The following is a 23,285-nucleotide window of genomic DNA, read 5'->3' on the forward strand; positions in this document are numbered from 1 at the left end:
CATGCTATATTTTAGAATTAAATCAAAGTATAATATAGTATTGTGATCTATTTTATAAGGAGGATTTTTTAGTGAAATACGCTGATAAACTTTTACCAAGGGAAAAAGTCTTTCGGGACCCCGTCCATAATTATATCTACGTTCAAAATCAAGTGATTGCTGATTTAATCGACACACCCGAGTTTCAACGCTTAAGGCGGGTAAAACAATTAGGAACAACTTCATTCACATTTCATGGTGCTGAACATTCCCGTTTTGGTCACTGCTTGGGCGTCTATGAGATTACAAGGAGAATCTGTAATAACTTTCAAAAAAATTATCCAACTAAAAAAGCTGGCGATGGCCTTTGGGATCAATCAGACCGCCTAGTTGCCCTATGTGCCGCTTTACTTCATGATATCGGTCATGGTGCTTATTCACACACATTTGAACATATTTTTAAAACTGACCATGAAGCCATCACAAGAGAAATTATCACTTCTAATCAAACGGCGGTTAATCACATTCTAAAACAGGTCAGTCCTGATTTTCCTGAAAAAGTTGCGTCAGTTATTAAAAAAACTTATCAAAATCCGCAGGTCGTTCAGATGATTTCAAGCCAATGTGATGCTGATCGAATGGACTATTTATTGAGGGATTCATATTACACTGGAACTAATTATGGTGATTTTGATTTAAACCGGATTTTAAGGATCATGCGTCCGTATAAAAATGGAATCTGCTTTGAAAGTAATGGAATGCATTCAGTCGAAGATTATATTATCGGTCGGTTTCAAATGTATCAGCAAGTATATTTCCACCCCGTTTCAAGATCAATGGAATGTGTTTTAGACCGTCTATTAGCAAGAGCTAAGCATTTATATCAGCATCATCCTAAAACGAACGGGTTGCACGCTGACTTGTTGGAGCCATTTTTTAACCACCAGTTTAATTTAGAAGATTATCTAGAATTAGATGATGGGGTTTTAAATACATACTTCATTAGTTGGAAGCACCACGCTAAGGATAAAATTCTACGGGATCTAGCCCATCGTTTTATCGATCGAAGACCATTTGCATCCGTCAAATACAATCAACAAACTAAATCTGAAATCCCAAAGATGCGAAAATTGATTAAGGCAGCCGGGTTTGATACAAATTACTATACCACCACTAATAACAGTTTTGATTTGCCATATGACATCTATTACCCAAATAAAAAAAACGTCAGCGGCATCAATTTAAAACGCCCGGATGGATCATTAGTTGAACTATCAACCGTTAGTTCATTGGTAAACGCCATTACCGATAAATTACAAGGTGATCAACGCTTCTTTTTTCCAAAAGAAATGTTAGAATGTGGCGATAAGGTAGAAATTTTCCAACCGCTTTATCAAAAATTTCAGCAACATATTAAAAATAATACGATTATTAAAAAGAGAGGATGATCAGATATGTCAATTAAATTAATTGCAATTGATATCGATGGAACACTATTAAATCCAAAAAAACAATTAACGGAAGCCAACAAGGAAGCAATTCAAAACGCAAGAAATCATGGAATCAAAATTGTTCTCTGTTCTGGGCGCCCACTAACCGGTGTTAGACCATATTTAAAGAAATTAAACCTTAAGGGTGAAAGCGAATATGCAATCACCTTTAACGGTGCCATGGCGCAGGATGCTGATGGTAAGGTTATCTCACACTTAGCATTAACAAACGATGAATTCATTGATGCAGAAGCATTAAGCCATAAGTGGAATACTAATTTTCAAGTTGAAACAACCAATTCAATCTATATCTTCAACCGTGACGTCAGTAAATACTCTGTAATGGAAAGCTTCTTAGTTAACCTTCCAATTAAGTTTAGAACCGTTAGAGAAATCGTAAATAGTGATACACCCGTCACTAAAACCATTTTTATTGCAGATCCTGAAAAGATTACCAAAATTAAGCAAAATATTCCAGATGATATTTTAAAAAAGTTATACGTAGTTCAAACTGAACCATGCTTTTTAGAAATGATGAATAAGCACGCTAGCAAAGGTCATGCACTAAAGAACCTTGCTAAAAAACTTAATTTAGATTCATCCAATGTGATGGCAATTGGTGATCAAGGTAATGACGTCTCAATGGTTAAATATGCTGGATCAGGAATCGCAATGGGCAATGGAATTCCTGATGTTAAATCAGTTGCTAACCATATCACAAAAACCAACCAAGAAAATGGTGTTGCCTATGCAATCAATCATTGGGCCTTAAATCAAAAATAATTCAGTTAAATTTTAAATTTCAACTTGCAAAACAATGTCAATTTGTTATAATTAAATTGTTGTCAAGTTGATATGAGCTGATAGCTCAAATGCAGAGCACCTAACTCTTTCTTAGGTAGATGTTGGTCCGAATCCTTCTCAGCTCATCATATTAAAAGCTAGTGGTATATTTGCCACTAGCTTTTTTAGTTTAATTATTAAATAAAAAGCCGTGAATGAAAAATCATTCACGGCTTTCATTTGTTAAGATTAAATTTCTTTTGAATCAATAAAACGTTGCTTGAACAATGGACTAACTGGTTCATTTTTATCAATTCTGGTAATGGCATTTGCTAATAAAGGTGCAACCGAAATTTGACTAATATTATCAATTTTCTTTTCTGCTGGCAATTGAATTGAATCAGTTACAACCAGTTTCTTAATTGGTGAATTCTTGATTCGATCAATTGCAGGTCCAGATAGAACTGGATGGGTCGCACAAGCATAAACTTCTTTTGCACCTGCATCCATCAAGGCTTTCGCACCTAAAGTCAATGTTCCGGCAGTATCGACAATATCATCAACCATTAAGCAGCTCTTTCCTTTAACGTCACCAATAATGTTCATTACTTTAGCAACGTTTGCCTTTGGACGACGTTTATCAATGATTGCAATTGGTGCTTTCAATGAATCAGCAACCGCCCGTGCACGGACAACCCCACCGTGGTCGGGTGAAACAACAACTGAATCACTACCAAATCCTTCATCATGAAAATAACCGGCAAATAATGGAGCTCCCATTAAATGATCAACTGGAACGTTAAAGAATCCTTGAATTTGAGCGGCATGGAGATCTAATGTTACAACCCGGTCAATTCCAGCTGTCTGTAACATGTCAGCCACTAATTTAGAAGTAATGGGTTCCCTAGCATGAGTTTTGCGATCCTGTCTTGCATAACCATAATAAGGAATAACAACATTAATAGTTTGAGCACTAGCCCGCTTTAATGCATCGATCATAATTAATAATTCCATTAAATTATCATTAACGGGATTAGATGTTGATTGAACAATATAAACGTTATCGCCACGAACACTTTCTTCAATATTGACATTAATTTCACCATCACTAAAATGTCCAATTTTAGCTTGGCTTAATTTAATTCCCATTTCATTCGCCATGCTTTCAGCCAACGGACGATTAGAATCTAAAGAAAAAAGTTTCAATTTTGGATCAATATTATTATTAGCCATATGTTCCTCCACCCAATTTAAAATTTATTATTATCATTATCAATTATATCATTTCAATGATGGATTTAATCCATCAATTACATCATGATAATAAATTTATTAATTGAAATACATCACCTTTATTATAACAGAACCAAATCCTAATTATCACCGCGATAAGGTAATTTTTTGTAATAACCAGGTTTATTAGTCTGCCTGGACCTTGCAATTGCCATATCATACTGATTAACTTTATCAGTAATGGTCGAACCAGCCGCAATAAAAGAATCTCGATCGATTTCAACTGGTGCAATCAAATTAGAATTACTGCCGATAAATGAATTATCACCAACCGTGGTTGTATGTTTATTTTTACCATCATAATTAGCAAAAATAACTCCGCAACCAACGTTGATATTCTTCCCTAATTTAGCATTACCAACGTATGTTAGATGTCCAACCTTAGTTCCTTCGCCAATTTCAGCCTTCTTAATTTCAACGAAGTTACCTAAATGAACGTGTTTGCCAATCTTAGCATTAGGCCGTAAGTGACTAAATGGACCAATGTTAGAATCATCGAACATTTCAGAATCCTGTAGTTGAGATGATGTTACTCGAACGTGATTATGGATGGTACAGTTAAAAATTTTAGAGCCAGATTGAATTAAACAGTTAGAACCAATTTTGGTATTGGCATCGATTTTTACGTCCGGTTCGATGACGGTATCCTGACCAATCTTCGCACCTTCATCAATATAGGTATGCTCAGGATCAATCATCGAAACGCCCTTTTCCATATAACGATTATTAATTTCCTTTTGCATCACCTTAGTTGCTTTAGCAAGAGCAACCCGGTTATTCACACCCATTGATTCATAAAAGTTACTCATTTTGTATGCTGCAATTGTCTTACCAGCATTCTTTAAAATTTCAATCACGTCAGTTAAATAATATTCACCCTGGGCGTTTTTATTATTGGTTCTGTGTAAAGCATCAAATAATAACTGATTGTCAAAAACATAGACACCAGTATTAATTTCATGAACCGCCTGTTCCTTTTTATCAGCATCTTTCTGTTCAACAATTCTTTCAACGCCGCCAGCGTTGTTTCTAATTACACGGCCGTACCCAGTTGGATCAGGAGCAACGGAAGTCAAAACCGTAACCGCTGCTTTTTTAGCTTCATGGTATTTAAATAACTTTTTAAAAGTTGAAGCTTTAAATAATGGTGTGTCCCCACTAACGACCATGGTAGTTCCATCAAGTTGGCCCAGTTTATCTTCTGCTTGTAAAACAGCATTTCCGGTTCCTAATTGTTGATGTTGAATGGCATATTCAGTCCGGTCACCCAATTCATTTTCAACGTCATGGGCACCATAGCCGACAATTGTAATAATATTATCCATTTTGGTTTTTTCAACTTGGGTTAAAACATGGTTAACCATTGTTTTACCACAAATTTTATGTAAAACCTTATATACTTTTGATTTCATACGGGTACCCTTACCCGCAGCTAAAATAATTGTATTTCTAGTTTTCATAGCGATATCGTTAGAACTCCTTATTGATTAAATATATTTTGAACGTAGTTACCATCAGAGACGTTAATATGTTTCTGATCGATATTAACCTTAATTAATGATGTATAGTCAAAATCAAAGGCACGTTTGCCATTATAATTATCTTCAGCAAAGACAGAAACGCCCGCTAAATGGCAATCAAATTCTTTGATCAAAGCAGCTAATCCACTGATAGTTCCGCCACCCTTCATATAATCATCAACGATTAATACGTTGGATTTAGGCGGTAAGCTGCGTTTTGACAATACCATGCGATTAATTCGATCACTTGAACCTGAAATATAATTAACGTTAATGGTCGAACCATCCGTAATTTTAGATTCATGACGGGCAACGACAAATGGAACGTTCAAATACGACGCAACCATCTCTGCAATGGAAATTCCACCGGTTGCCATGGTCATGACATAATCAATTTTTTGATTTACATATTGACTAATAATAATTCTGCCGACATTCCGAACAACGGATGGATGACTTAGAATATCAGTCATATAAAGGTATCCGCCTGAAATGTATCTACTGGAATCATTTAACTCTGTTTTCATTTTATTAATAAAACCACTGGCTTCATCATACTGGATGCTAGGAATAAAAATGCTTCCACCAGCAGCACCAGGGATGGTCTTTAATGTTCCCATCCCATTCTCACTGAAAGTTCGTTTTAAAATTGTAATATCTTCACTAATTGAAGATTTTGCAGATTCATAACGGTGAACGAAAAATGGCAAAGGAATTAATGTGTGTGGGTGTTCCATTAAATACCTTGTCATATCAATCAAGCGCTGACTGCGTTTTACTTTCAAAGAATTCACCTCTAAATAGATTTAATGTTCGTGTTTCATTAATAATTCTAATCAATTTATGCTCATAAATAAAGCTCTTTTTGATAAAAAATTAATATTAATTATAAAGAATGGACTAAATAAGCTTTTTTACAGAAACCATTTAGACTATTTAAAACCCGTTGTGCTTGATGACGTTTTCTAAACATGCTAAACACGGTCGGGCCGGTTCCACTCATTTGGGCGACGTCCGCTCCATATTGCAGCATCTTCTTTTCATAATTTTTAATTTGTGGATAAAATTTGGTTGAAACCGGTTCTAAAACATTTCCCATATAATGATAAATTTCAAATAAATTATGGTTTTCAATGCCTTTAACTAATTTATCAATTTGCATATGCTGCAAGTGATCATAATTAATTTGCTTTAAAATTTTAGGGGTTGAAACACTAACCGCGGGTTTAGCAACCACAATCCATAATGATGGTAATTTAGGCAACAAATGAATCTGATCCCCCTTGCCAAGGACAACTGCCGTTTTACCAAACACACAGTATGGAACGTCAGAATCTACCTTTAATCCTAAATTAGCTAATTTTTGGTAATTTAAATTTAGATGCCATAGTTGATTTAATCCTCTTAAAACGGCAGCAGCGTCGGTTGATCCGCCACCCAATCCAGCCGTAATCGGAATTTTTTTATGAATCCTGATTAAAGCCCCACTTTGAATTTGATATTCATTTTTTAATAACTGGGCAGCGCGAAAAGCTAAATTACGGTGATCTTCAGGTAAGAAACCACAATCGCATTGAATTTCAATTGCAGAATGATTAATTGTACTAATTTCAATGTAATCTGATAAATCAATGGAAGTCATCACCATTTTCCATTCGTTTAAACCATCTGAATGTAAAAAGGTGGTATCTAACCCTAAATTTACTTTAGCTGGCGCCTTTTCGATGATTGTCATTAGACGTCACTCCCGTTCGTTTTAGTTCAATATATATTTAATTATACTAAAATTAACGAACAATGTCAGCGTCATTTAAAGTATTTTATTAATTCAACTATGATTTTAATAATTGATCGACATTAAATTGATTAGCTAGGTTGACAAAATCATCGATTGAAAGTTTACCGGGACGAATTTGTGGTTTGATATTTAATTGATCAAGGACTTGTTGAACTTTCTTTTTTACATCAGCATCATTGCCAAACAATGTCTTTAAATTATTCCAAAGTGTCTTCCGACGGTGAGCAAAACATCCCCGAACAAATCCGAAGAAAATATCCTGATCCATTTTAATTGGCTTCAATTCTTTTTTGCCGGTTAATTTAACAATGGCAGAATCAACGTGTGGTGATGGAATAAATGAAGACCTTGGAACATTCAAAGCAATTTCAGCATCATTCAAATATTGAATAATAACTGATAAGGAACCATAAGCTTTAATGCCGGGTTTGGCAGTCAAACGATTTGCGACTTCTTTTTGCATCATGACAACAATGGCATCAAAATCAGCATTGCCCTTTAATAAATCTAAAATAATTGGGGTTGTGATGTAATAAGGTAAGTTAGCAACCACTTTTACCTGATGATCTGAATCAAATTCTTCTTTAATAATTTTTGGCAAATTAGCCTGTAAAATATCTTCATTAATAATTTTAACGTTATTATAGGGACTCAAAGTTTCATGCAAGACCGGAATTAATTTATCATCAATTTCAAATCCTAAAACCTTGTGGGCGGAACGAGCTAACTGTTCTGTTAAACCACCAATCCCCGGTCCAATTTCAATTACGTCATCTTGATCAGAAATATTTGCGACATCAACGATTTGATGTAAAACGTCCACATCAGTCAAAAAATTCTGACCAAGGCTCTTTTTAGCTAACAGGTGGTAACGGTTTAAAATTGCTTGCGTCCTTACTGGCGTTGCAATATCAGGTGTATTCGACATATTTTTCTCCTTTAATTAATTTGATCAATGGCATTTTGAAATTGTTCTTTAGTAATGCCAAACATCTGCATTCTTTTCGGTAATTGCTTTGCATTCACATAACCAATCCTTAATAAATTACATAGTTGTTCACGCCGTTTTTTCGCATCTAAATCACCGGATAAACCAGCTTGAAATAATTCTTTCTTCGTAATCACTGGTTTAGCACTGTTATTTTCGGTATAAACATTTAATAAAGCATTTTGAATTGATTTTACAGAAGCATGTTCCACGCCTAGCGATCCATCATGATGTTTTGGAGTCGCATCTTTTCTCAATAAAAAGGCGTGTTTAGCATTGGGAACCGCGCTTGATACAATTCTTCTAATTCGTTCACCGGAAAAATCAGGGTCGGTGAAGATAATCACACCCCGCTTTTGATCCAATTTCTGAATCAGTTTTAAAGTTTCCTGCGAAATAGCAGAACCACGGGTTTCGATGGTGTCAGCATCGACCGCCCGTTTAATTCTTTCTGTATCGTCCTTGCCTTCAACGACAATCACTTCTTTAATTTTTTTCATTTCTATCAAGTCCAAACAAATTAATTGCATTCTGATAAGTGGCTTTAGCGACTTCATCGGGATTTACATCTAAATAGCGGGCAACCGCTTCTAACGTGTAGAGAGTGTATGCTGGTTCATTTTGCTGACCACGGAATGGAACTGGCGCAAGGCATGGCGCATCGGTTTCAACCATCATTCGATCTAATGGCGTTCGCTTGATGGAAGCGTGAACGTCATGGGCATTCTTAAAACTAGCGACCCCGCTGTATGAAACGTAGAATCCAAGATTCAAAAATTTATCTAACCATTCCGGATTACCGTTAAAACTGTGAATGACACCCTTGTGAATATTTTCATCCTTCAAAATTTGGTAGGTATCAGAAAATGCATTTCTGGTATGAATTTGAACCGGTAAGTCAAATTCCTTTGCTAATTCTAATTGATGCCTAAAGCCAAATTTTTGGGGCTTATGTTTGGTTTTATTTTCATGATAGTCCATACCAATTTCACCAATGCATACGACCTTAGGATCAGATAATTGATGTTTCAATAACTCCTTTTGTTCATCGTTATATTCATAAATACTTTCCGGATGAAAGCCGATTGTCGCATAAACATGGTTATATTGGTGGGCCAGTTTAATGGCATTCGCATTCATTTTAGCATCGGATCCGGCAATATTCATTTGGACGACACCTAATTTTTTAGCATGTTTAACGTAACCACCTGCATTTTGAATTAAATCATCATCGTTTAAATGGGTATGTGAATCAAATATTTTCATAAAAAATCCTCCAAGAACAAAATAACCATTAATTCAAACCGAATTAATGGTTATTCTTTAATCATTATTTTTATTCTTATTCAAGTGTTGAGCCATTTTCAAAATTATCAGAAACGGTCACTAATTCAACGTTACCATCCTTATGTTCAATTGATAATAACATTCCTTGACTTTCTTCCCCACGCATTTTCCGTGGTTTTAAGTTGGCAACCGCAATTACTTTTTTACCAACTAATTTTTGAAAATCAGGGTACCATTTAGCAATTCCTGATAAAATTTGTCTTGGTTTTTCTTCACCGATATCTAAGGTGAATTTCAACAATTTATCAGCATTTCTGACTTTAGAAACAGCCTTAATTTGAGCAACTTTTAACTGAACCTTTTCAAAGGCATCAAAACGAATCTGTTTCTTAGATGATTGAGCTTCCTTTTGATCCAATTTTTTACGTTCAGATTCAGCTGCAGCGGTCTTAGCAGCCCGGCCCTTTTGTTTATCAGATTTTCTCATTTTACCCTTAATAAAGTTGATTTCAGTTTGGGCATCAAGGCGTGGAAAGATTGGTGTTCCCTTTGCGACTACTTTACTGCCGGAAGGTAAATCACTTAATTTCAGATCTTTAAAATCAAAGGTTGGTTTGCCTAATCCTAATTGTTTAAAGATCTTATATGGTGTTTCAGGCATAATCGGGCTAACTAATAAACCAATCACACGTAAACTAGCTGCTAAATGTGCCATAACATCAGCTAACTTTGCTTTACTTTCATCACTATCATCTTTAGCTAATGTCCATGGAGTCGTTTCATCAATGTACTTATTACTTTGTGAAACTAATTGCCAAATATTAGCCAACGCATCTGAAAAGTAGGTCTTACCCATGTTAACTTTATAATGCTTGATAACATCATAAGCAGTCTGTTCTAATTCTTTATCATAATCAGACTGGGCAGCATGATATTCTGGAATAATACCGTCTTCATATTTATTGATCATGGCAACGGTTCGGTTCAATAAGTTACCTAAATCGTTAGCTAAATCATAATTAACCCGGTTAACAAAATCTTCCGGGGTAAATGAACCATCATGACCAAAAGCCATGGCGTGCAATAGGTAGTATCTAGTTGCATCTAATCCATATCTGTCAATCAAAGTTTCTGGGTAAATAATATTCCCCTTTGATTTAGACATCTTATCGTTCTTCATTAATAACCAACCATGGCCAATGACGTGTTTAGGAAGTGCTAAACCTAAGGCATGTAAAATAATTGGCCAGTAAATAGTGTGGAATCGAACAATTTCCTTGCCGACCATTTGGATATCAGCTGGCCAGTATTTCTTGAAATTAGTATCATCCTTACCATCGTAACCTAAGGCGGTTATATAGTTAGATAGTGCATCAATCCAAACGTAAACAACGTGCTTCGGATTAGATTTAACGGGAACCCCCCAATGAAATGAAGTTCTGCTGACTGCCAAGTCTTCTAAACCTGGTTTAATGAAATTATTGACCATTTCTTTCATTCTAGAATGAGGTTCAATGAAGTCCGGATGTTCATGATAATAATTTAGTAACCAGTCAGCATACTTGCTCATCTTGAAAAAGTATGATTGTTCATGGACTAATTGGACTTTATGACCACTCGGTGCGATTCCGCCGATTACTTTGCCGTTATCATCCCTGAAAACTTTAGCTAGTTGACTTTCGGTAAAGTATTCTTCATCAGAAACAGAATACCAGCCTTTATATTCACCAAGGTAAATATCGCCATTATCCTGAAGTTGTTGAAAAATCTTTTGAACGGCCTTTTCATGATATTCGTCAGTCGTTCGAATAAATTTAGTATTTGTAATGTGTAAAGTCTTCCAAAGTTGTTTGATTTGGCCGGCCATTTTATCAACGTAGGCTTTGGGAGTGGTATGTAATTGTTCTGCTTTTTGTTCAATCTTCTGACCATGTTCATCGGTTCCGGTCAAGAAGAAGACATCGTATCCCATCGCACGTTTAAAACGAGCTAAGGCATCACAAGCAACGGTGGTATAAGAATTTCCAATGTGTAAGCGGCCTGATGGGTAATAAATCGGTGTCGTTACATAAAATGTGGGTTTTTGATTAGGCATTTAATCAACCTCCTTAAGGATTCATTAATTATCACAATTATAGCATGATTATATTTTGATTACATTCAATCTTAGAAAAGATTTAATTGGGATGGAGCTAGGTGATGAAAATGAAGATTTAAAATTTGTTTCAATTTTAAAGCGTTCGGTGCTGCATCTTTCCCGGAATTATTGTTGAAAATAACACAAATTTCCTTTGCGTGCGGACGCATTTTATTAATCACATCTGCTAAACGATGCAATTGTTGATCATTATAGCGATAAAGTGTGCGCTGACTCCGCCAATTCCGGTTATGCTGAAACCATCCCTTGCTGTTTCGACCGTGAAGTCTGAATAAAACTAAACTCGGATTAGTAATGACCGGTTCAAATGGAACGCCCCCGTTCAAATTATGGGGTTCATCGACAATGGCTAACGTCATTTTCAGCCGTTTCAAATAATCAATAATCGATGATTTTAAATTATCATTATACCAGCTTGGGTGGCGAAATTCGATTGTAATTGGTAAATTCCCCATGGCAGACCTAATTTCCCTTAAGTATCGGATATTGTCATTATTGCGTTGGAAAAACGGTGGAAATTGAAACAGGATCGTCTTTAGCTGATGGTTGGATACTAATGGTTGCATAGCAGCTTTAAAATTTTTAAAAACATCAAATAATTTTTCGGGATCAGCCGGATGGGTCGTTCTCAAATCATGCCGTGTCATATACTGATTAGCTTTCAAAATAAATTGAAAGTCGTCTGGTACCTGTTCACGCCACTTTTCAACCGTTGTTACCCTTGGAACCCCATAGAATGGATTATCAACTTCAACCGTTGGTAAAAAGCCAGTATATTCATTCAATTTTACTTTCCGATTTTCATTATTGATAAGTGCAGGGTGGTCAGTCCAAGTTGTTAACCCAATCGTAATCATTTAAATCACCAGCTTATCTAACGTTTAAATCATCAAAGAATTTAACTGCATCTGCTTGAACCATCTTAAATGGAAAACCAAAGTTAAGTTTTTCCTGGTTAATCGCAATTACATTAGCGTTTTGATTACGATACTGTAATAGCCCGGCAAATGGATAAACCCGCATTGAAGTTCCAACGATAACAACTAAGTCACTTTTCTGCATCATCTGAATACTATTAATAATGTTGCCCTGGTCTAATCCTTCATCGTATAAAACAATCCCAGGACGCAATGTACCACCACATCCCTGATGGATAGGGCTCTTCATGTATTCATGCCAGTCAACATTCTTCTTACATTTTTCACAATAAACATGGTATAAATTACCGTGAAATTCAACTAAGTGTTTAGCGTGGGCAACGTTATATAGATTATCAACATTTTGGGTAATAATGCTAGCTTTACCTAAATTTGTGTACTGAGCCTGCTTTTCATGAATCACATTCGGCTTCGCATCCGGATAATACATATTACTCTTGACAAACTTATAAAAAACATCTGGTTCATTGTTCAAACAAGCATGGCTTAAATAGTATTCAGCCGGTTTGTCTGATTTATCCTGCGTATACAAACCGTTTTTAGAACGGTAATCAGGAATTCCTGACGGTGTTGAAACCCCAGCACCAGTTAAAAAGACAATGTGTTTTGCTTGATCAAACATTTTTTGAATTTCATCATCCATAAAAAGGCCTCCTCTTAACGAACAATATATGGCATTTTTAAGGTTTTAAATAAATCTTCTACCGTTTTATCATACAATTTTTTAAAGTACGTTGGCGTATCATTTTTGCCAACTGGTGCAGCAATGACGAATGAATTCTGGTCATCAGTTTTATTAAATCCAACGTAAGCACGACGATTAGTCTTCTTTTCATGTAATTCAGAGTGGTAAATACTGAATAATTGACGTACTTGTAATCCCAATTGACGTTTAGATAAAACACTACCGATGGTTGCAAATTCTAAGTTATGAAGCGGTGGTAAGTTCCAATCCTTCAATTGTTCATCAAATGCTTTAAATAATTTGACGACGTTTCTTCTTAAACCAAATGGTGAATCCGTTGGTTTTTCAGTTATGATTCGGTATAATTTCTTAGCAGCTGCCAATGAAACTGGATACAACTTCTTTAATTCGGGTTCCCACTTGTTAAACTGGTCACCATAAAAAACATTGGCATCAAGTAAAGTTGCTAAACGTAGCATCATCTCATTATCTAATGGATGCGGTTCCGGTTTAATGGTAGCTTTAATTCCCTTAAAGTACATCTGTTCAATCTCATCAGTAATCAAACCATGTTTTCTTTGTTCAGAAACTACCACAAAATGGGAAATAATATCGTATAATTCCGTTCCCATAATTTCCAATTCTTGATCTAACTGTTGATTTCCATTACTTAATGAAAAGTAAATTTGAGGAAAGCCGCGTAACGTCATCAGTAAATGTAATAATTCATGGGAAGCTGTGTAATTAGGCGCACTTAAATCAGCAACTTGAACAAATAAATTTTTACCATCTTGCACAACTTGAGCTTGATCATGTCGGACGTATCCAGATTGTAATTTACCAATAAATTGAACCTGGACTTTCCCTGGAAAATACTTATTAACAACGTTAATTAAACTTTGGGTTTTATCATTTAATTCAATTTTCATTTTTACACCTGATTCTCTCGAATTGTTTTAATAATTTTTTTGGCATCCGATACATTGGGATGTTTTAAATGTCGCAAGCGATTTGAGACTTTACCAACTTCATCTGATTTAGCTCCAGCAGAGAGTGCTAATGATTTCATTTGGAGTCGCATGTGCCCCCTCTGAATACCATCGGACACAATCGCTTTTAAAGCAGCTAAATTTTGGGCTAAACCGAGTGCAGCAACTAATCGCATTAGTTCACGGGCTGATTTTATGCCCGCAATTTTCTGATTAATCCGAGCCATTGGCAAAACTTTGGTAGCACCACCAACAAATCCTAACGCTAATGGCAATGTCATCGTCCCGACCAATTGATTACCATCAAGATGCCATTGGCTCAGCCCCTTGTATTGACCATCCCTAGCAGCATAGGCGTGGATACTAGCTTCAACGGCACGCCAATCATTACCGGTTGCCATCACGAGGGCATCAATTCCATTCATAATTCCCTTATTATGGGTAGCAGCCCGAAATGGATCGATCTGTGCAATTTGACTAGCTATTACTATCTTATCAGCAACTAATTCGCCAGTCATCTTTTTTGTAGCTAGTTGGTCAAAGTTGACCTTGCCAACGACACGTGTTAAATCACCAATTGCATAATTAGATAGAATACTCATAATTACAATTTGTCCCAACTGCGTTTCAATAAAATTAGCAACTGCCTCTAACATCGAGTTCATGATGTTTGCCCCCATTGCTTCTCCCACATCAACAAATAAATCGATTGAAGCTTTGGAAGCATTTAAAAACCGAACCCGAATTTTTTTAGCTCCACCGCCATATTTTTTAATTGTTGGGTGGGCATCATCAGCAATTTCAAGTAATTCATCCCGGTGCTGTTCGATAAATAATGATAAATCGCGTTTAGATTTATATTGAATCACAATTTGACCAATCAATTGACGGCCTAAAACTTTAGCATTGATTCCATTATGATCAGATAGCATTTCACTGCCATTGCTAGCTGCCGCAATGACGGACGGCTCTTCTGTTACCATGGGGACTAAGTGTGTTTTGCCATTTACGGTTAAATTAACGCCGATTCCTTCAGGAATTGAATAATCAGTCAAATAATTTTCAATCAAATCATTACCACGCTGCTGTTTATGCTTAAGGATGCCTTGAATTTCATCTTCAGATAAATTGGCTATTTTTTGGATCATTGATAATCGTTTTTGATAATCATGACGATAAAAACGATGTAATTTGTTTTGCATGTTTTTTTAATTTCCCCATTTGAATGAAAAATGACCCTTGATTTCATTTTAGAATTCAAAAGTCATTTATTTTTTGAAACATATTCGTTAATAATGCCTTCACGAACGCCGCTATCAGAAAAAATTACTTTTCTTGAATCAAGCAGGTCCATTAAGGTTACCAGTGGCAACAACCCCCCTACAATAATATCAGCACGGGCGTTTTCCAACATCCGAATTTGTTTTCTTTGTTCCAGATTTTTTTGAAGCAAAAAGTTAAACGTATTAAAAACCCGGTGATGAAATAAGAAGTAACCATTTAAATTATTATAATCAGAAGAATGGTAAGTCCGGCTTAAATTCATTCGAATCAACGAACGGTTGGTACCACCTAATAAAATAATTTGATAGTGGTAAGCATTTCTTAACCAATGAATGTGATTAAAAACGTTGTTTAAAAACGTTTGCGCTTGGAATAAATTAGCTGCTGTCACATTATCTTTCAAATGAAAACGTTCTGAAAACGTCACTGATCCCATCGATAAACTGATCAAATGTTTCTTTTGATGGTGGTTAACAACAATCATTTCAATACTAGCTCCACCAATATCCAAAATAATGTAACGACTAAGCTTGATTTGATGAACTAATCCCAAATAATCATAATACGCTTCTTTAGTACCGGATAGAACCCGAATTGAAATTCCAAGTTTTCTCCTAACCCGTTCTAAAAAAACATTTCGATTTTTAGCTTGTCGAACAGCAGCCGTCGCGATCCCAATCACCCTTAAATGATGATACTGTCGATAAATATTTTGAAAGGATTTTAAAGCACGCATCGTTCGATTGATTGCATTCATTTGAAGCAAATGCCGGTGTCCCATCCCTTCTGATAATCTGGTTGCACTCTTAACGTGCTTAATTTCTCGATAGGTACCATCTTGATTAATTTGATTAATTGCCATTCTGACCGAATTAGAACCAATATCAACGATCACTAAATTTCTCATTTGATCCCACTTTCGTCCAATGTCAAATTTAAATTAACCAAAATAGTTTAAACCAATGGCATCTTGAACTTGCCGTAAAGTATGATTAGCGACTTGATTTGCTTTATTACTACCATCTTTTAAAATTTGGTAAACCTGGTCTGGATCTTTAGCATATTGTTCACGACGTTCCCTGATTGGTTTTAAGGTTGCTTGTAAAACATCATTTAAGTAACGCTTGATCTTAACGTCACCTAAGCCTCCATGTTGGTACTGAGCCTTCAATTGTTCGACTTTATCATGATCGGATGCAAAAATATCAAGGTAGGTAAAGACAGGATTACCTTCAACTTTACCAGGGTCTTTTACGTGAATATGATTAGGATCGGTATACATTGACATTACTTTTTTCTGAATAGTATCAGCATCATCAGAAAGATAAATCGCATTATTTAACGATTTACTCATCTTAGAGTTGCCGTCTAATCCAGGAATTCGTCCCATTTCCTTTGGTGGGAAGTAACCCTTGGGTGAAACTAAAATGTCCTTTCCATAAATCCGGTTGAATGAACGAACAATTTCCCTTGTCTGTTCTAACATGGGTTCTTGATCTTCACCAACTGGAATTGTATCAGCTTTAAATGCTGTAATATCAGCTGCCTGGCTAATCGGGTATGTTAAGAAGCCAGTTGGAACACTTTGCCCAAATTTCTTCTGACTAATTTCAGTCTTAACGGTTGGGTTTCGTTTTAAACGGGAAACACTAACCAAGTCTGAATAATACATTGTCAATTCACTCAAAGCTGGGATTTGTGATTGAACAAGAATGGTTGATTTCTTAGGATCAATACCAACTGCTAGGTAATCCAATGCAACTTGTAATAAACTATTTCTAATTTTAGCAGGATTTCTAGCGTTATCTGTCAATGCTTGCATATCAGCAATCATAATGTAAGTATCATAATTTCCAGAATTCTGTAATTTAACACGATTCTTCAATGAGCCAACATAGTGACCAATATGAAGCTTACCCGTTGGTCGATCACCAGTTAAAATTACGCCTTTTTTATCTGCCATTTTCAAACCATTCCTTTCTAATGATAAAGAAAAGGGCCCTACTGGAATTCCAATAGGACGCTTAAACGTGGTACCACCTATATTGCAGTATTACTGCCACTCAATAACTATAAGGTTGTTAACCTTTAATCCATTTTGTTTAGGCCCTTTCACTTTCAGCAATCATGAAATCTCTGTCATTGCCCTCACTACTTTTAAACTCAGTTTACATTCTACTTAATTGAAAAACCGATGTCAAAAACTATTATTAATTGACAATAAAAATTATTCAATTTAGAATTATTTAGCATTAAGAAACAACCACAAGTTATGTCTAAGGAGGTTCAAAATGGACGCTAATAGTTACCAAGCTGAACAACAGCGGGTTAATCGAATTATTGATCAATTAAACAATAAAATTAATAAAACAAAGCGTGACTATCAAAAAGCAAACCAAGAATTGAAAAATGTTCAACAAAACTACGTTAGTAATACTTCCATTAATTTATCTGAAACCGATGATTTAATGGAATCCAGAGCTGAAATTCAGCAACAAAGGGCATTAGCCAGTCGTGATATTGAAAGTGCATCAATTATTAAAAAGCAATTGAATACGTATCAAACTTTAAAAAAGTCCCCCTACTTTGGACGGATTGATATTCAAGATGCCGATGAAGATACACCCGAAAAATTATACATTGGAACGGCTTCATTGATTGATAATGATCAACACTTTCTAATTTTTGATTGGCGAGCACCCATTGCAAGTGTTTATTACAATGGTGTTTTAGGCCAGGTGGCTTACGATACCCCTGCTGGACATCAATCAACTAATTTAAAAAGAAAACGACAATTTTTAATCCGCAACGGGAAAATTGATAACATGTTTGATACCAATGAAACCGTTGGCGACAAAATGCTTCAGTATGAATTGGGTCAGAAGAATGATCAAGTCATGCATAATATTGTTTCGACAATTCAAAAAAAACAAAATACCATTATTAGAGATACTGATCATGATTTATTAGTGGTTCAAGGGGCTGCCGGATCAGGTAAAACTTCTGCTATTTTACAACGAATCGCTTTTTTAATGTACCATAGCCGGGATTCATTAAATGTCAGTCAAATTGTTTTATTCTCCCCCAACCGATTGTTTTCACATTATATTTCTGATGTTTTACCAAGTTTGGGTGAAAAAAATATGCGACAGGTTACATTAAGTGAATTTCTATCTTATCGCTTTGAGGGATTAGATGTTCAAAATGTTTTTGATCGTTATGAAACTGAAAATAAATTATCAGATGATGAAATTGCCGTTCGTAATTTTAAAAACGGTCTTGATTTCATGAAACAAATTAAAAATTACTGTTCAAATCTAACATCGGATCAATTAGCGTTTAATAATATTTTATTTGACGGAAGGATTTTCTTTTCCAAAAATGAGATTCATAATATTTATCGTCAATTACCAATGGCAATGATGCCAGCTGATAAATTTCTAAAGACCAAGAATGCGTTGATTAAATTATTAAAACGGAGAATTAAAATTGAGGCTAAGAAAGATTGGGCTGCTAAAGAGGTTGATAGTTTAAGTAGTACTCAAGTTGAACAAATCTTACTAAAAGCGCATCGTAAATTTTTAAGCGAAGATGATGAACGTTCTTTCGTCACAAATAAACTAGTCAAGGAACGTTTAAGAATCGTTTATGATGCTATTTATAATGATGACTTCTTCGATCCATACGTTCAATATTTACGCTTTCTAAAAAACGGGGTTAATTTGCCCAAAAATATTACTGAATCAGCATGGAAGGTCGCCAATCATAAATTTAATCAAAAATTAGAATTACATCAATTACTATTAGATGATGCCGTTCCGTTATTATATTTACGTAATATTATGTGCGGTGATGGAATTAATCATGATATTAAATATTTGTTTGTTGATGAAATGCAGGATTATTCCATTGCACAGTTATTGTATCTCAAATTTGCATTTCCAAACGCTAAATTAAATTTAATTGGTGATAGTGAACAAGCTTTATTCAAAAATGTTGAAAATCCGCAAACCGCATTGAATAAATTAAAACGGGCATTTAATTCTAGCCATGCCAAACTTATCACTTTGAATCGTTCCTATCGTTCAACTTATCCAATTACAACGTTTGCTAAATCGTTACTTCCAGATGGTAAAAATATTCAAGCATTTCATCGTCCAGGAAACGTTCCCAAGATTATCATTCGACCCAATTCTAATAGTGCAATTAAAACATTAATCGAACAAATCAATAAAATGCTTAAGCATCAAGAAACTGTGGCAATTATTACTAAAAATCTATCAGAAACTAAAATGGTTTATAGCTATATTAGACCACAAATGAAAGCAACTATTTTATCTAATACTGACCGTTCCCTTCCTAAGGGAGTCTTGATTTTACCAGTATACCTTGCTAAAGGATTAGAATTTGATGGTGTCATTGCATGGGACGTTTCAGAAAATAATTATAATCAAAGTCAATTACTAGGAATTTTATATACAATTGCGACTCGTGCGATGCATGAATTAACATTGTTAAGTGTAGGACCCGTTTCATCATTAATTACTCATTCACATATTAATTCACATGAAATTAAAATTGATCGAAAGTTAAATGAAAAATAATAATAAAAAAGGATGTTTAATATTAATTTATTAAACATCCTTTTTTATTATAGAGCCGTTTCCGGGATTTGAACCCGGGACCTCTTCCTTACCATGGAAACGCTCTACCTTCTGAGCTAAAACGGCATAAAAAAAGTCATCGAAATTAATCGACGACTTTTTGTTTGCGTGGCAACGTCCTATCTTCGCAAGGGGCGATCCCCCAACTATTTTTGGCGTTTAGAAGCTTAACTACTGTGTTCGGCATGGTTACAGGTGTATCCTTCTAGCTATCGCCACCACACTATTTAATTGTTCAGAGAACTTCGTTCTCTCAAAACTAGCTAATATTAATTCCTAACTTCAACCGTTCCACCTTTTGTGGTTAAGTCCTCGATCGATTAGTACTAGTCCGCTTCATGCATCACTGCACTGCCACTTCTAGCCTATCTACCTGATCATCTTTCAGGGATCTTACTTTCCGAAGAAATGGGAAATCTCATCTTGAGGTAAGTTTCACACTTAGATGCTTTCAGCGTTTATCTTATCCATACATAGCTACTCAGCAGTGCGCCTGGCGGCACAACTGATACACCAGCGGTATGTCCATCCCGGTCCTCTCGTACTAAGGATAGATCCTCTCAAATTTCCTGCGCCCGCGACGGATAGGGACCGAACTGTCTCACGACGTTCTAAACCCAGCTCGCGTACCGCTTTAATGGGCGAACAGCCCAACCCTTGGGACCAACTACAGCCCCAGGATGCGATGAGCCGACATCGAGGTGCCAAACCTCCCCGTCGATATGAACTCTTGGGGGAGATAAGCCTGTTATCCCCAGGGTAGCTTTTATCCGTTGAGCGATGGCCCTTCCATACGGAACCACCGGATCACTAAGTCCGACTTTTGTCCCTGTTCGACTTGTATGTCTCACAGTCAAGCTCCCTTATGCCTTTACACTCAATGAATGATTTCCAACCATTCTGAGGGAACCTTTGAGCGCCTCCGTTACAATTTAGGAGGCGACCGCCCCAGTCAAACTGCCAACCTGACACTGTCTCCCGCCACGATTAGTGGCGCGGGTTAGAGTGTCCACACAACAAGGGTAGTATCCCAACAACGCCTCCACCGAAACTAACGTTCCGGTTTCTACGGCTCCTACCTATCCTGTACAAGTCATGTCAACACCCAATATCAAGCTACAGTAAAGCTCCATGGGGTCTTTCCGTCCTGTCGCGGGTAACCTGCTTCTTCACAGGTATCTCAATTTCACCGAGTCCCTCGTTGAGACAGCGCTCAGATCGTTACACCTTTCGTGCGGGTCGGAACTTACCCGACAAGGAATTTCGCTACCTTAGGACCGTTATAGTTACGGCCGCCGTTTACTGGGGCTTCATTTCTGAGCTTCGCCGAAGCTAACTCATCCATTTAACCTTCCAGCACCGGGCAGGTGTCAGCCCTTATACTTCATCTTACGATTTTGCAAAAACCTGTGTTTTTAATAAACAGTCGCCTGAGCCTTTTCACTGCGGCTGCACTTGCGTGCAGCACCCCTTCTCCCGAAGTTACGGGGTCATTTTGCCGAGTTCCTTAACGAGGGTTCACTCGCTCACCTTAGGATACTCTCCTCGACTACCTGTGTCGGTTTGTGGTACGGGTAATTAGTTGCTCACTAGAAACTTTTCTCGATAGTGTGACGTCAGTTACTTCCTTACTAAACTTCAGTCCTCATCACTGCTTGTCAACCCGGTCATAAGCATTTGACTCATGACCTGACTTACAGTTTGAACATGCACATCCAACGGCATGCATAACTTAGCCTCCTATGTCCTTCCATCGTTCAAACACAACTAACTAGTACAGGAATCTCAACCTGTTATCCATCGCCTACGCCTTTCGGCCTGGGCTTAGGTCCCGACTAACCCTGGGAGGACGAGCCTTCCCCAGGAAACCTTAGTCATTCGGTGAACCAGATTCTCACTGGTTTTTCGCTACTCATACCGGCATTCTCACTTCTAAGCGCTCCACAAGTTCTTACGATCCTGCTTCAATGCCCTTAGAACGCTCTCCTATCACGTGACGAAGTCACGTCCACAATCTCGGTAACATGCTTAGCCCCGGTAAATTTTCGGCGCAAAATCACTCGACTAGTGAGCTATTACGCACTCTTTAAATGATGGCTGCTTCTGAGCCAACATCCTAGTTGTCTATGCAACTCCACTTCCTTTTCCACTTAGCATGTATTTAGGGACCTTAATTGGTGGTCTGGGCTGTTTCCCTTTCGACGGTGGATCTTATCACTCATCGTCTGACTCCTGGATATAAATCAATGGGCTTCGGAGTTTATCTAAACTTAGTAACTCAAGATGAGCCCCTCGTCTAAACAGTCGCTCTACCTCCATGATTCTCAACTCCAAGGCTAACCCTAAAGCTATTTCGGAGAGAACCAGCTATCTCCAAGTTCGTTTGGAATTTCACCGCTACCCACATCTCATCTTAGCACTTTTCAACGTACACAAGTTCGGACCTCCGGTGCGTTTTACCGCACTTTCATCCTGGACATGGGTAGATCACCTGGTTTCGGGTCTATCATTACATACTGAAACGCCCGTTTCAGACTCGCTTTCGCTGCGGCTCCGACTTATCATCTTAACCTTGCATGTAATCATAACTCGCCGGTTCATTCTGCAAGAGGCACGCTATCACCCGTTAACGGGCTCTAACTGCTTGTAGGCACATGGTTTCAAGAACTATTTCACTCCCCTTCCGGGGTGCTTTTCACCTTTCCCTCACGGTACTGGTTCACTATCGGTCACTAGTTAGTATTTAGCCTTGGGAGATGGTCCTCCCGGATTCCGACGATGTTTCACGTGTATCGCCGTACTCAGGATCCTGAACTGAGGGATTTTAATTTCACTTACGGGGCTGTCACCCACTTTGGCAAACCTTTCCAGGTTTTTCAGTTATTAAAATCTTTGGTAACTCAAATGTTCAGTCCTACAACCCCAACGAGCAAGCTCGTTGGTTTGGGCTGTTCCCCGTTCGCTCGCCGCTACTAAGGGAATCGAAATTTCTTTATTTTCCTGCGGGTACTGAGATGTTTCAGTTCCCCACGTTTACCTTTGATTAAACTAAGTTTAATCAATAATAACTCGTTAAAGCTATTGAGTTTCCTCATTCGGAAATCTCCGGATCAAAGCTTACGTACAGCTCTCCGAAGCATATCGCTGTTAGTCACGTCCTTCATCGGCTTCTAGTGCCAAGGCATCCACCATGCGCCCTTCATAACTTAACCTAATTGCCACTACGTGGCGCTTTTGGTTAATTGAGTAATTACGAAAATATATTTATTGAACTCAAAATAACACGGTGTTCTCGGTTGAAATTGAATAATTATATAAATTATCAATTCAATAGAAATTAATATTATCTAGTTTTCAAAGAACAAAGTAGAGAAGCGTAAGCCTCTCAAAACTAAACAAGACATTTGCACAACATGTGTAAGTTTCCGA

The 23,285-nt window shown here is 36.9% G+C and carries 17 protein-coding genes, 2 tRNA genes and 2 rRNA genes; 4 read left to right on the top strand and 17 right to left on the bottom strand.

The window, feature by feature from the left end:
* Positions 1–71 precede the first annotated feature (71 nt).
* The 3 genes from WR164_RS06335 (at position 72) to WR164_RS06345 (ending at position 2,398) form a co-directional block, all read left to right on the top strand.
* The gene (locus tag WR164_RS06335) at positions 72–1,427 is read left to right on the top strand and encodes an HD domain-containing protein (protein ID WP_286136682.1); all 1,356 of its coding nucleotides are present in this window, start codon (positions 72–74) and stop codon (positions 1,425–1,427) included.
* A gap of 6 nt (positions 1,428–1,433) precedes the next feature.
* Positions 1,434–2,252, top strand: coding sequence for a sugar-phosphatase (gene yidA, locus WR164_RS06340; RefSeq protein WP_286136683.1), 819 nt, complete (start codon positions 1,434–1,436; stop codon positions 2,250–2,252).
* A 74-nt stretch (positions 2,253–2,326) separates the two neighbouring features.
* Positions 2,327–2,398 (top strand) — tRNA-Lys (locus WR164_RS06345).
* Between the two features lie 103 nt (positions 2,399–2,501).
* Here the strand turns inward: WR164_RS06345 and WR164_RS06350 are convergent.
* The 14 genes from WR164_RS06350 to trpS form a co-directional block, all read right to left on the bottom strand.
* Positions 2,502–3,485 carry a ribose-phosphate diphosphokinase gene (locus WR164_RS06350; protein WP_286136684.1) on the bottom strand — a complete coding sequence of 328 codons (984 nt, stop codon included), beginning with the start codon at positions 3,483–3,485 and terminating at the stop codon, positions 2,502–2,504.
* A 140-nt stretch (positions 3,486–3,625) separates the two neighbouring features.
* A complete protein-coding gene (gene glmU, locus WR164_RS06355) occupies positions 3,626–5,005 on the bottom strand; it encodes a bifunctional UDP-N-acetylglucosamine diphosphorylase/glucosamine-1-phosphate N-acetyltransferase GlmU (RefSeq protein WP_286136685.1) in 1,380 nt (459 codons plus the stop codon).
* Between the two features lie 20 nt (positions 5,006–5,025).
* A complete protein-coding gene (purR, locus tag WR164_RS06360; protein WP_286136686.1) occupies positions 5,026–5,850 on the bottom strand; it encodes a pur operon repressor in 825 nt (274 codons plus the stop codon).
* A 101-nt stretch (positions 5,851–5,951) separates the two neighbouring features.
* A complete protein-coding gene (gene ispE, locus WR164_RS06365; RefSeq protein WP_286136687.1) occupies positions 5,952–6,800 on the bottom strand; it encodes a 4-(cytidine 5'-diphospho)-2-C-methyl-D-erythritol kinase in 849 nt (282 codons plus the stop codon).
* 97 nt (positions 6,801–6,897) lie between these two features.
* A complete protein-coding gene (rsmA, locus tag WR164_RS06370; protein ID WP_286136688.1) occupies positions 6,898–7,791 on the bottom strand; it encodes a 16S rRNA (adenine(1518)-N(6)/adenine(1519)-N(6))-dimethyltransferase RsmA in 894 nt (297 codons plus the stop codon).
* Between the two features lie 11 nt (positions 7,792–7,802).
* The gene (rnmV, locus tag WR164_RS06375; protein ID WP_286136689.1) at positions 7,803–8,351 is read right to left on the bottom strand and encodes a ribonuclease M5; all 549 of its coding nucleotides are present in this window, start codon (positions 8,349–8,351) and stop codon (positions 7,803–7,805) included.
* Positions 8,338–9,117 (bottom strand): TatD family hydrolase, encoded by a 780-nt coding sequence (locus WR164_RS06380; protein ID WP_286136690.1) that lies wholly within the window; start codon positions 9,115–9,117, stop codon positions 8,338–8,340. The genes rnmV and WR164_RS06380 overlap by 14 nt, the downstream gene beginning before the upstream one ends.
* A gap of 76 nt (positions 9,118–9,193) precedes the next feature.
* Positions 9,194–11,233, bottom strand: coding sequence for a methionine--tRNA ligase (metG, locus tag WR164_RS06385; protein WP_286136691.1), 2,040 nt, complete (start codon positions 11,231–11,233; stop codon positions 9,194–9,196).
* 71 nt (positions 11,234–11,304) lie between these two features.
* On the bottom strand, positions 11,305–12,153 hold the full coding sequence (locus WR164_RS06390; protein ID WP_286136693.1) for a DUF72 domain-containing protein: 849 nt from the start codon (positions 12,151–12,153) through the stop codon (positions 11,305–11,307).
* Positions 12,154–12,166: 13 nt separating this feature from the next.
* A complete protein-coding gene (locus tag WR164_RS06395; protein ID WP_286136694.1) occupies positions 12,167–12,877 on the bottom strand; it encodes an NAD-dependent protein deacylase in 711 nt (236 codons plus the stop codon).
* A 14-nt stretch (positions 12,878–12,891) separates the two neighbouring features.
* Positions 12,892–13,848 carry an IpaB/EvcA family protein gene (locus WR164_RS06400; protein ID WP_286136695.1) on the bottom strand — a complete coding sequence of 319 codons (957 nt, stop codon included), beginning with the start codon at positions 13,846–13,848 and terminating at the stop codon, positions 12,892–12,894.
* Between the two features lie 2 nt (positions 13,849–13,850).
* Complete coding sequence (locus WR164_RS06405) at positions 13,851–15,110, bottom strand: hydroxymethylglutaryl-CoA reductase, degradative (protein WP_286136696.1); 1,260 nt, start codon at positions 15,108–15,110, stop codon at positions 13,851–13,853.
* Between the two features lie 62 nt (positions 15,111–15,172).
* The gene (locus tag WR164_RS06410) at positions 15,173–16,099 is read right to left on the bottom strand and encodes a Ppx/GppA phosphatase family protein (RefSeq protein WP_286136697.1); all 927 of its coding nucleotides are present in this window, start codon (positions 16,097–16,099) and stop codon (positions 15,173–15,175) included.
* A gap of 33 nt (positions 16,100–16,132) precedes the next feature.
* Positions 16,133–17,155 carry a tryptophan--tRNA ligase gene (gene trpS / locus WR164_RS06415; RefSeq protein WP_286136698.1) on the bottom strand — a complete coding sequence of 341 codons (1,023 nt, stop codon included), beginning with the start codon at positions 17,153–17,155 and terminating at the stop codon, positions 16,133–16,135.
* Positions 17,156–17,483: 328 nt separating this feature from the next.
* On the opposite strand from trpS, the gene helD reads away from it, so the two are divergent.
* Positions 17,484–19,796 (top strand): RNA polymerase recycling motor HelD, encoded by a 2,313-nt coding sequence (gene helD / locus WR164_RS06420; protein WP_286136699.1) that lies wholly within the window; start codon positions 17,484–17,486, stop codon positions 19,794–19,796.
* A gap of 53 nt (positions 19,797–19,849) precedes the next feature.
* Here the strand turns inward: helD and WR164_RS06425 are convergent.
* From WR164_RS06425 to WR164_RS06435, 3 genes are all read right to left on the bottom strand, one after another.
* Positions 19,850–19,922: transfer RNA gene (locus WR164_RS06425), tRNA-Thr, on the bottom strand.
* Positions 19,923–19,962: 40 nt separating this feature from the next.
* Positions 19,963–20,079 (bottom strand): 5S ribosomal RNA (gene rrf, locus WR164_RS06430).
* 77 nt (positions 20,080–20,156) lie between these two features.
* A 23S ribosomal RNA gene (locus tag WR164_RS06435) occupies positions 20,157–23,068 on the bottom strand.
* Positions 23,069–23,285 lie beyond the last annotated feature (217 nt).

The organism is Philodulcilactobacillus myokonensis (assembly GCF_027923585.1).
Lineage (GTDB): Bacteria > Bacillota > Bacilli > Lactobacillales > Lactobacillaceae > Philodulcilactobacillus > Philodulcilactobacillus myokonensis.

Bases quoted from the DNA above. Each gene is read 5' to 3' on its own strand.
- yidA (WP_286136683.1), top strand. From the start codon at position 1,434: ATGTCAATTAAATTAATTGCAATTGATATCGATGGAACACTATTAAAT.
- WR164_RS06350 (WP_286136684.1), bottom strand. From the start codon at position 3,485: ATGGCTAATAATAATATTGATCCAAAATTGAAACTTTTTTCTTTAGAT.
- glmU (WP_286136685.1), bottom strand. From the start codon at position 5,005: ATGAAAACTAGAAATACAATTATTTTAGCTGCGGGTAAGGGTACCCGT.
- ispE (WP_286136687.1), bottom strand. From the start codon at position 6,800: ATGACAATCATCGAAAAGGCGCCAGCTAAAGTAAATTTAGGGTTAGAT.
- rsmA (WP_286136688.1), bottom strand. From the start codon at position 7,791: ATGTCGAATACACCTGATATTGCAACGCCAGTAAGGACGCAAGCAATT.
- rnmV (WP_286136689.1), bottom strand. From the start codon at position 8,351: ATGAAAAAAATTAAAGAAGTGATTGTCGTTGAAGGCAAGGACGATACA.
- WR164_RS06380 (WP_286136690.1), bottom strand. From the start codon at position 9,117: ATGAAAATATTTGATTCACATACCCATTTAAACGATGATGATTTAATT.
- metG (WP_286136691.1), bottom strand. From the start codon at position 11,233: ATGCCTAATCAAAAACCCACATTTTATGTAACGACACCGATTTATTAC.
- WR164_RS06390 (WP_286136693.1), bottom strand. From the start codon at position 12,153: ATGATTACGATTGGGTTAACAACTTGGACTGACCACCCTGCACTTATC.
- WR164_RS06395 (WP_286136694.1), bottom strand. From the start codon at position 12,877: ATGGATGATGAAATTCAAAAAATGTTTGATCAAGCAAAACACATTGTC.
- WR164_RS06400 (WP_286136695.1), bottom strand. From the start codon at position 13,848: ATGAAAATTGAATTAAATGATAAAACCCAAAGTTTAATTAACGTTGTT.
- WR164_RS06405 (WP_286136696.1), bottom strand. From the start codon at position 15,110: ATGCAAAACAAATTACATCGTTTTTATCGTCATGATTATCAAAAACGA.
- WR164_RS06410 (WP_286136697.1), bottom strand. From the start codon at position 16,099: ATGAGAAATTTAGTGATCGTTGATATTGGTTCTAATTCGGTCAGAATG.
- trpS (WP_286136698.1), bottom strand. From the start codon at position 17,155: ATGGCAGATAAAAAAGGCGTAATTTTAACTGGTGATCGACCAACGGGT.
- helD (WP_286136699.1), top strand. From the start codon at position 17,484: ATGGACGCTAATAGTTACCAAGCTGAACAACAGCGGGTTAATCGAATT.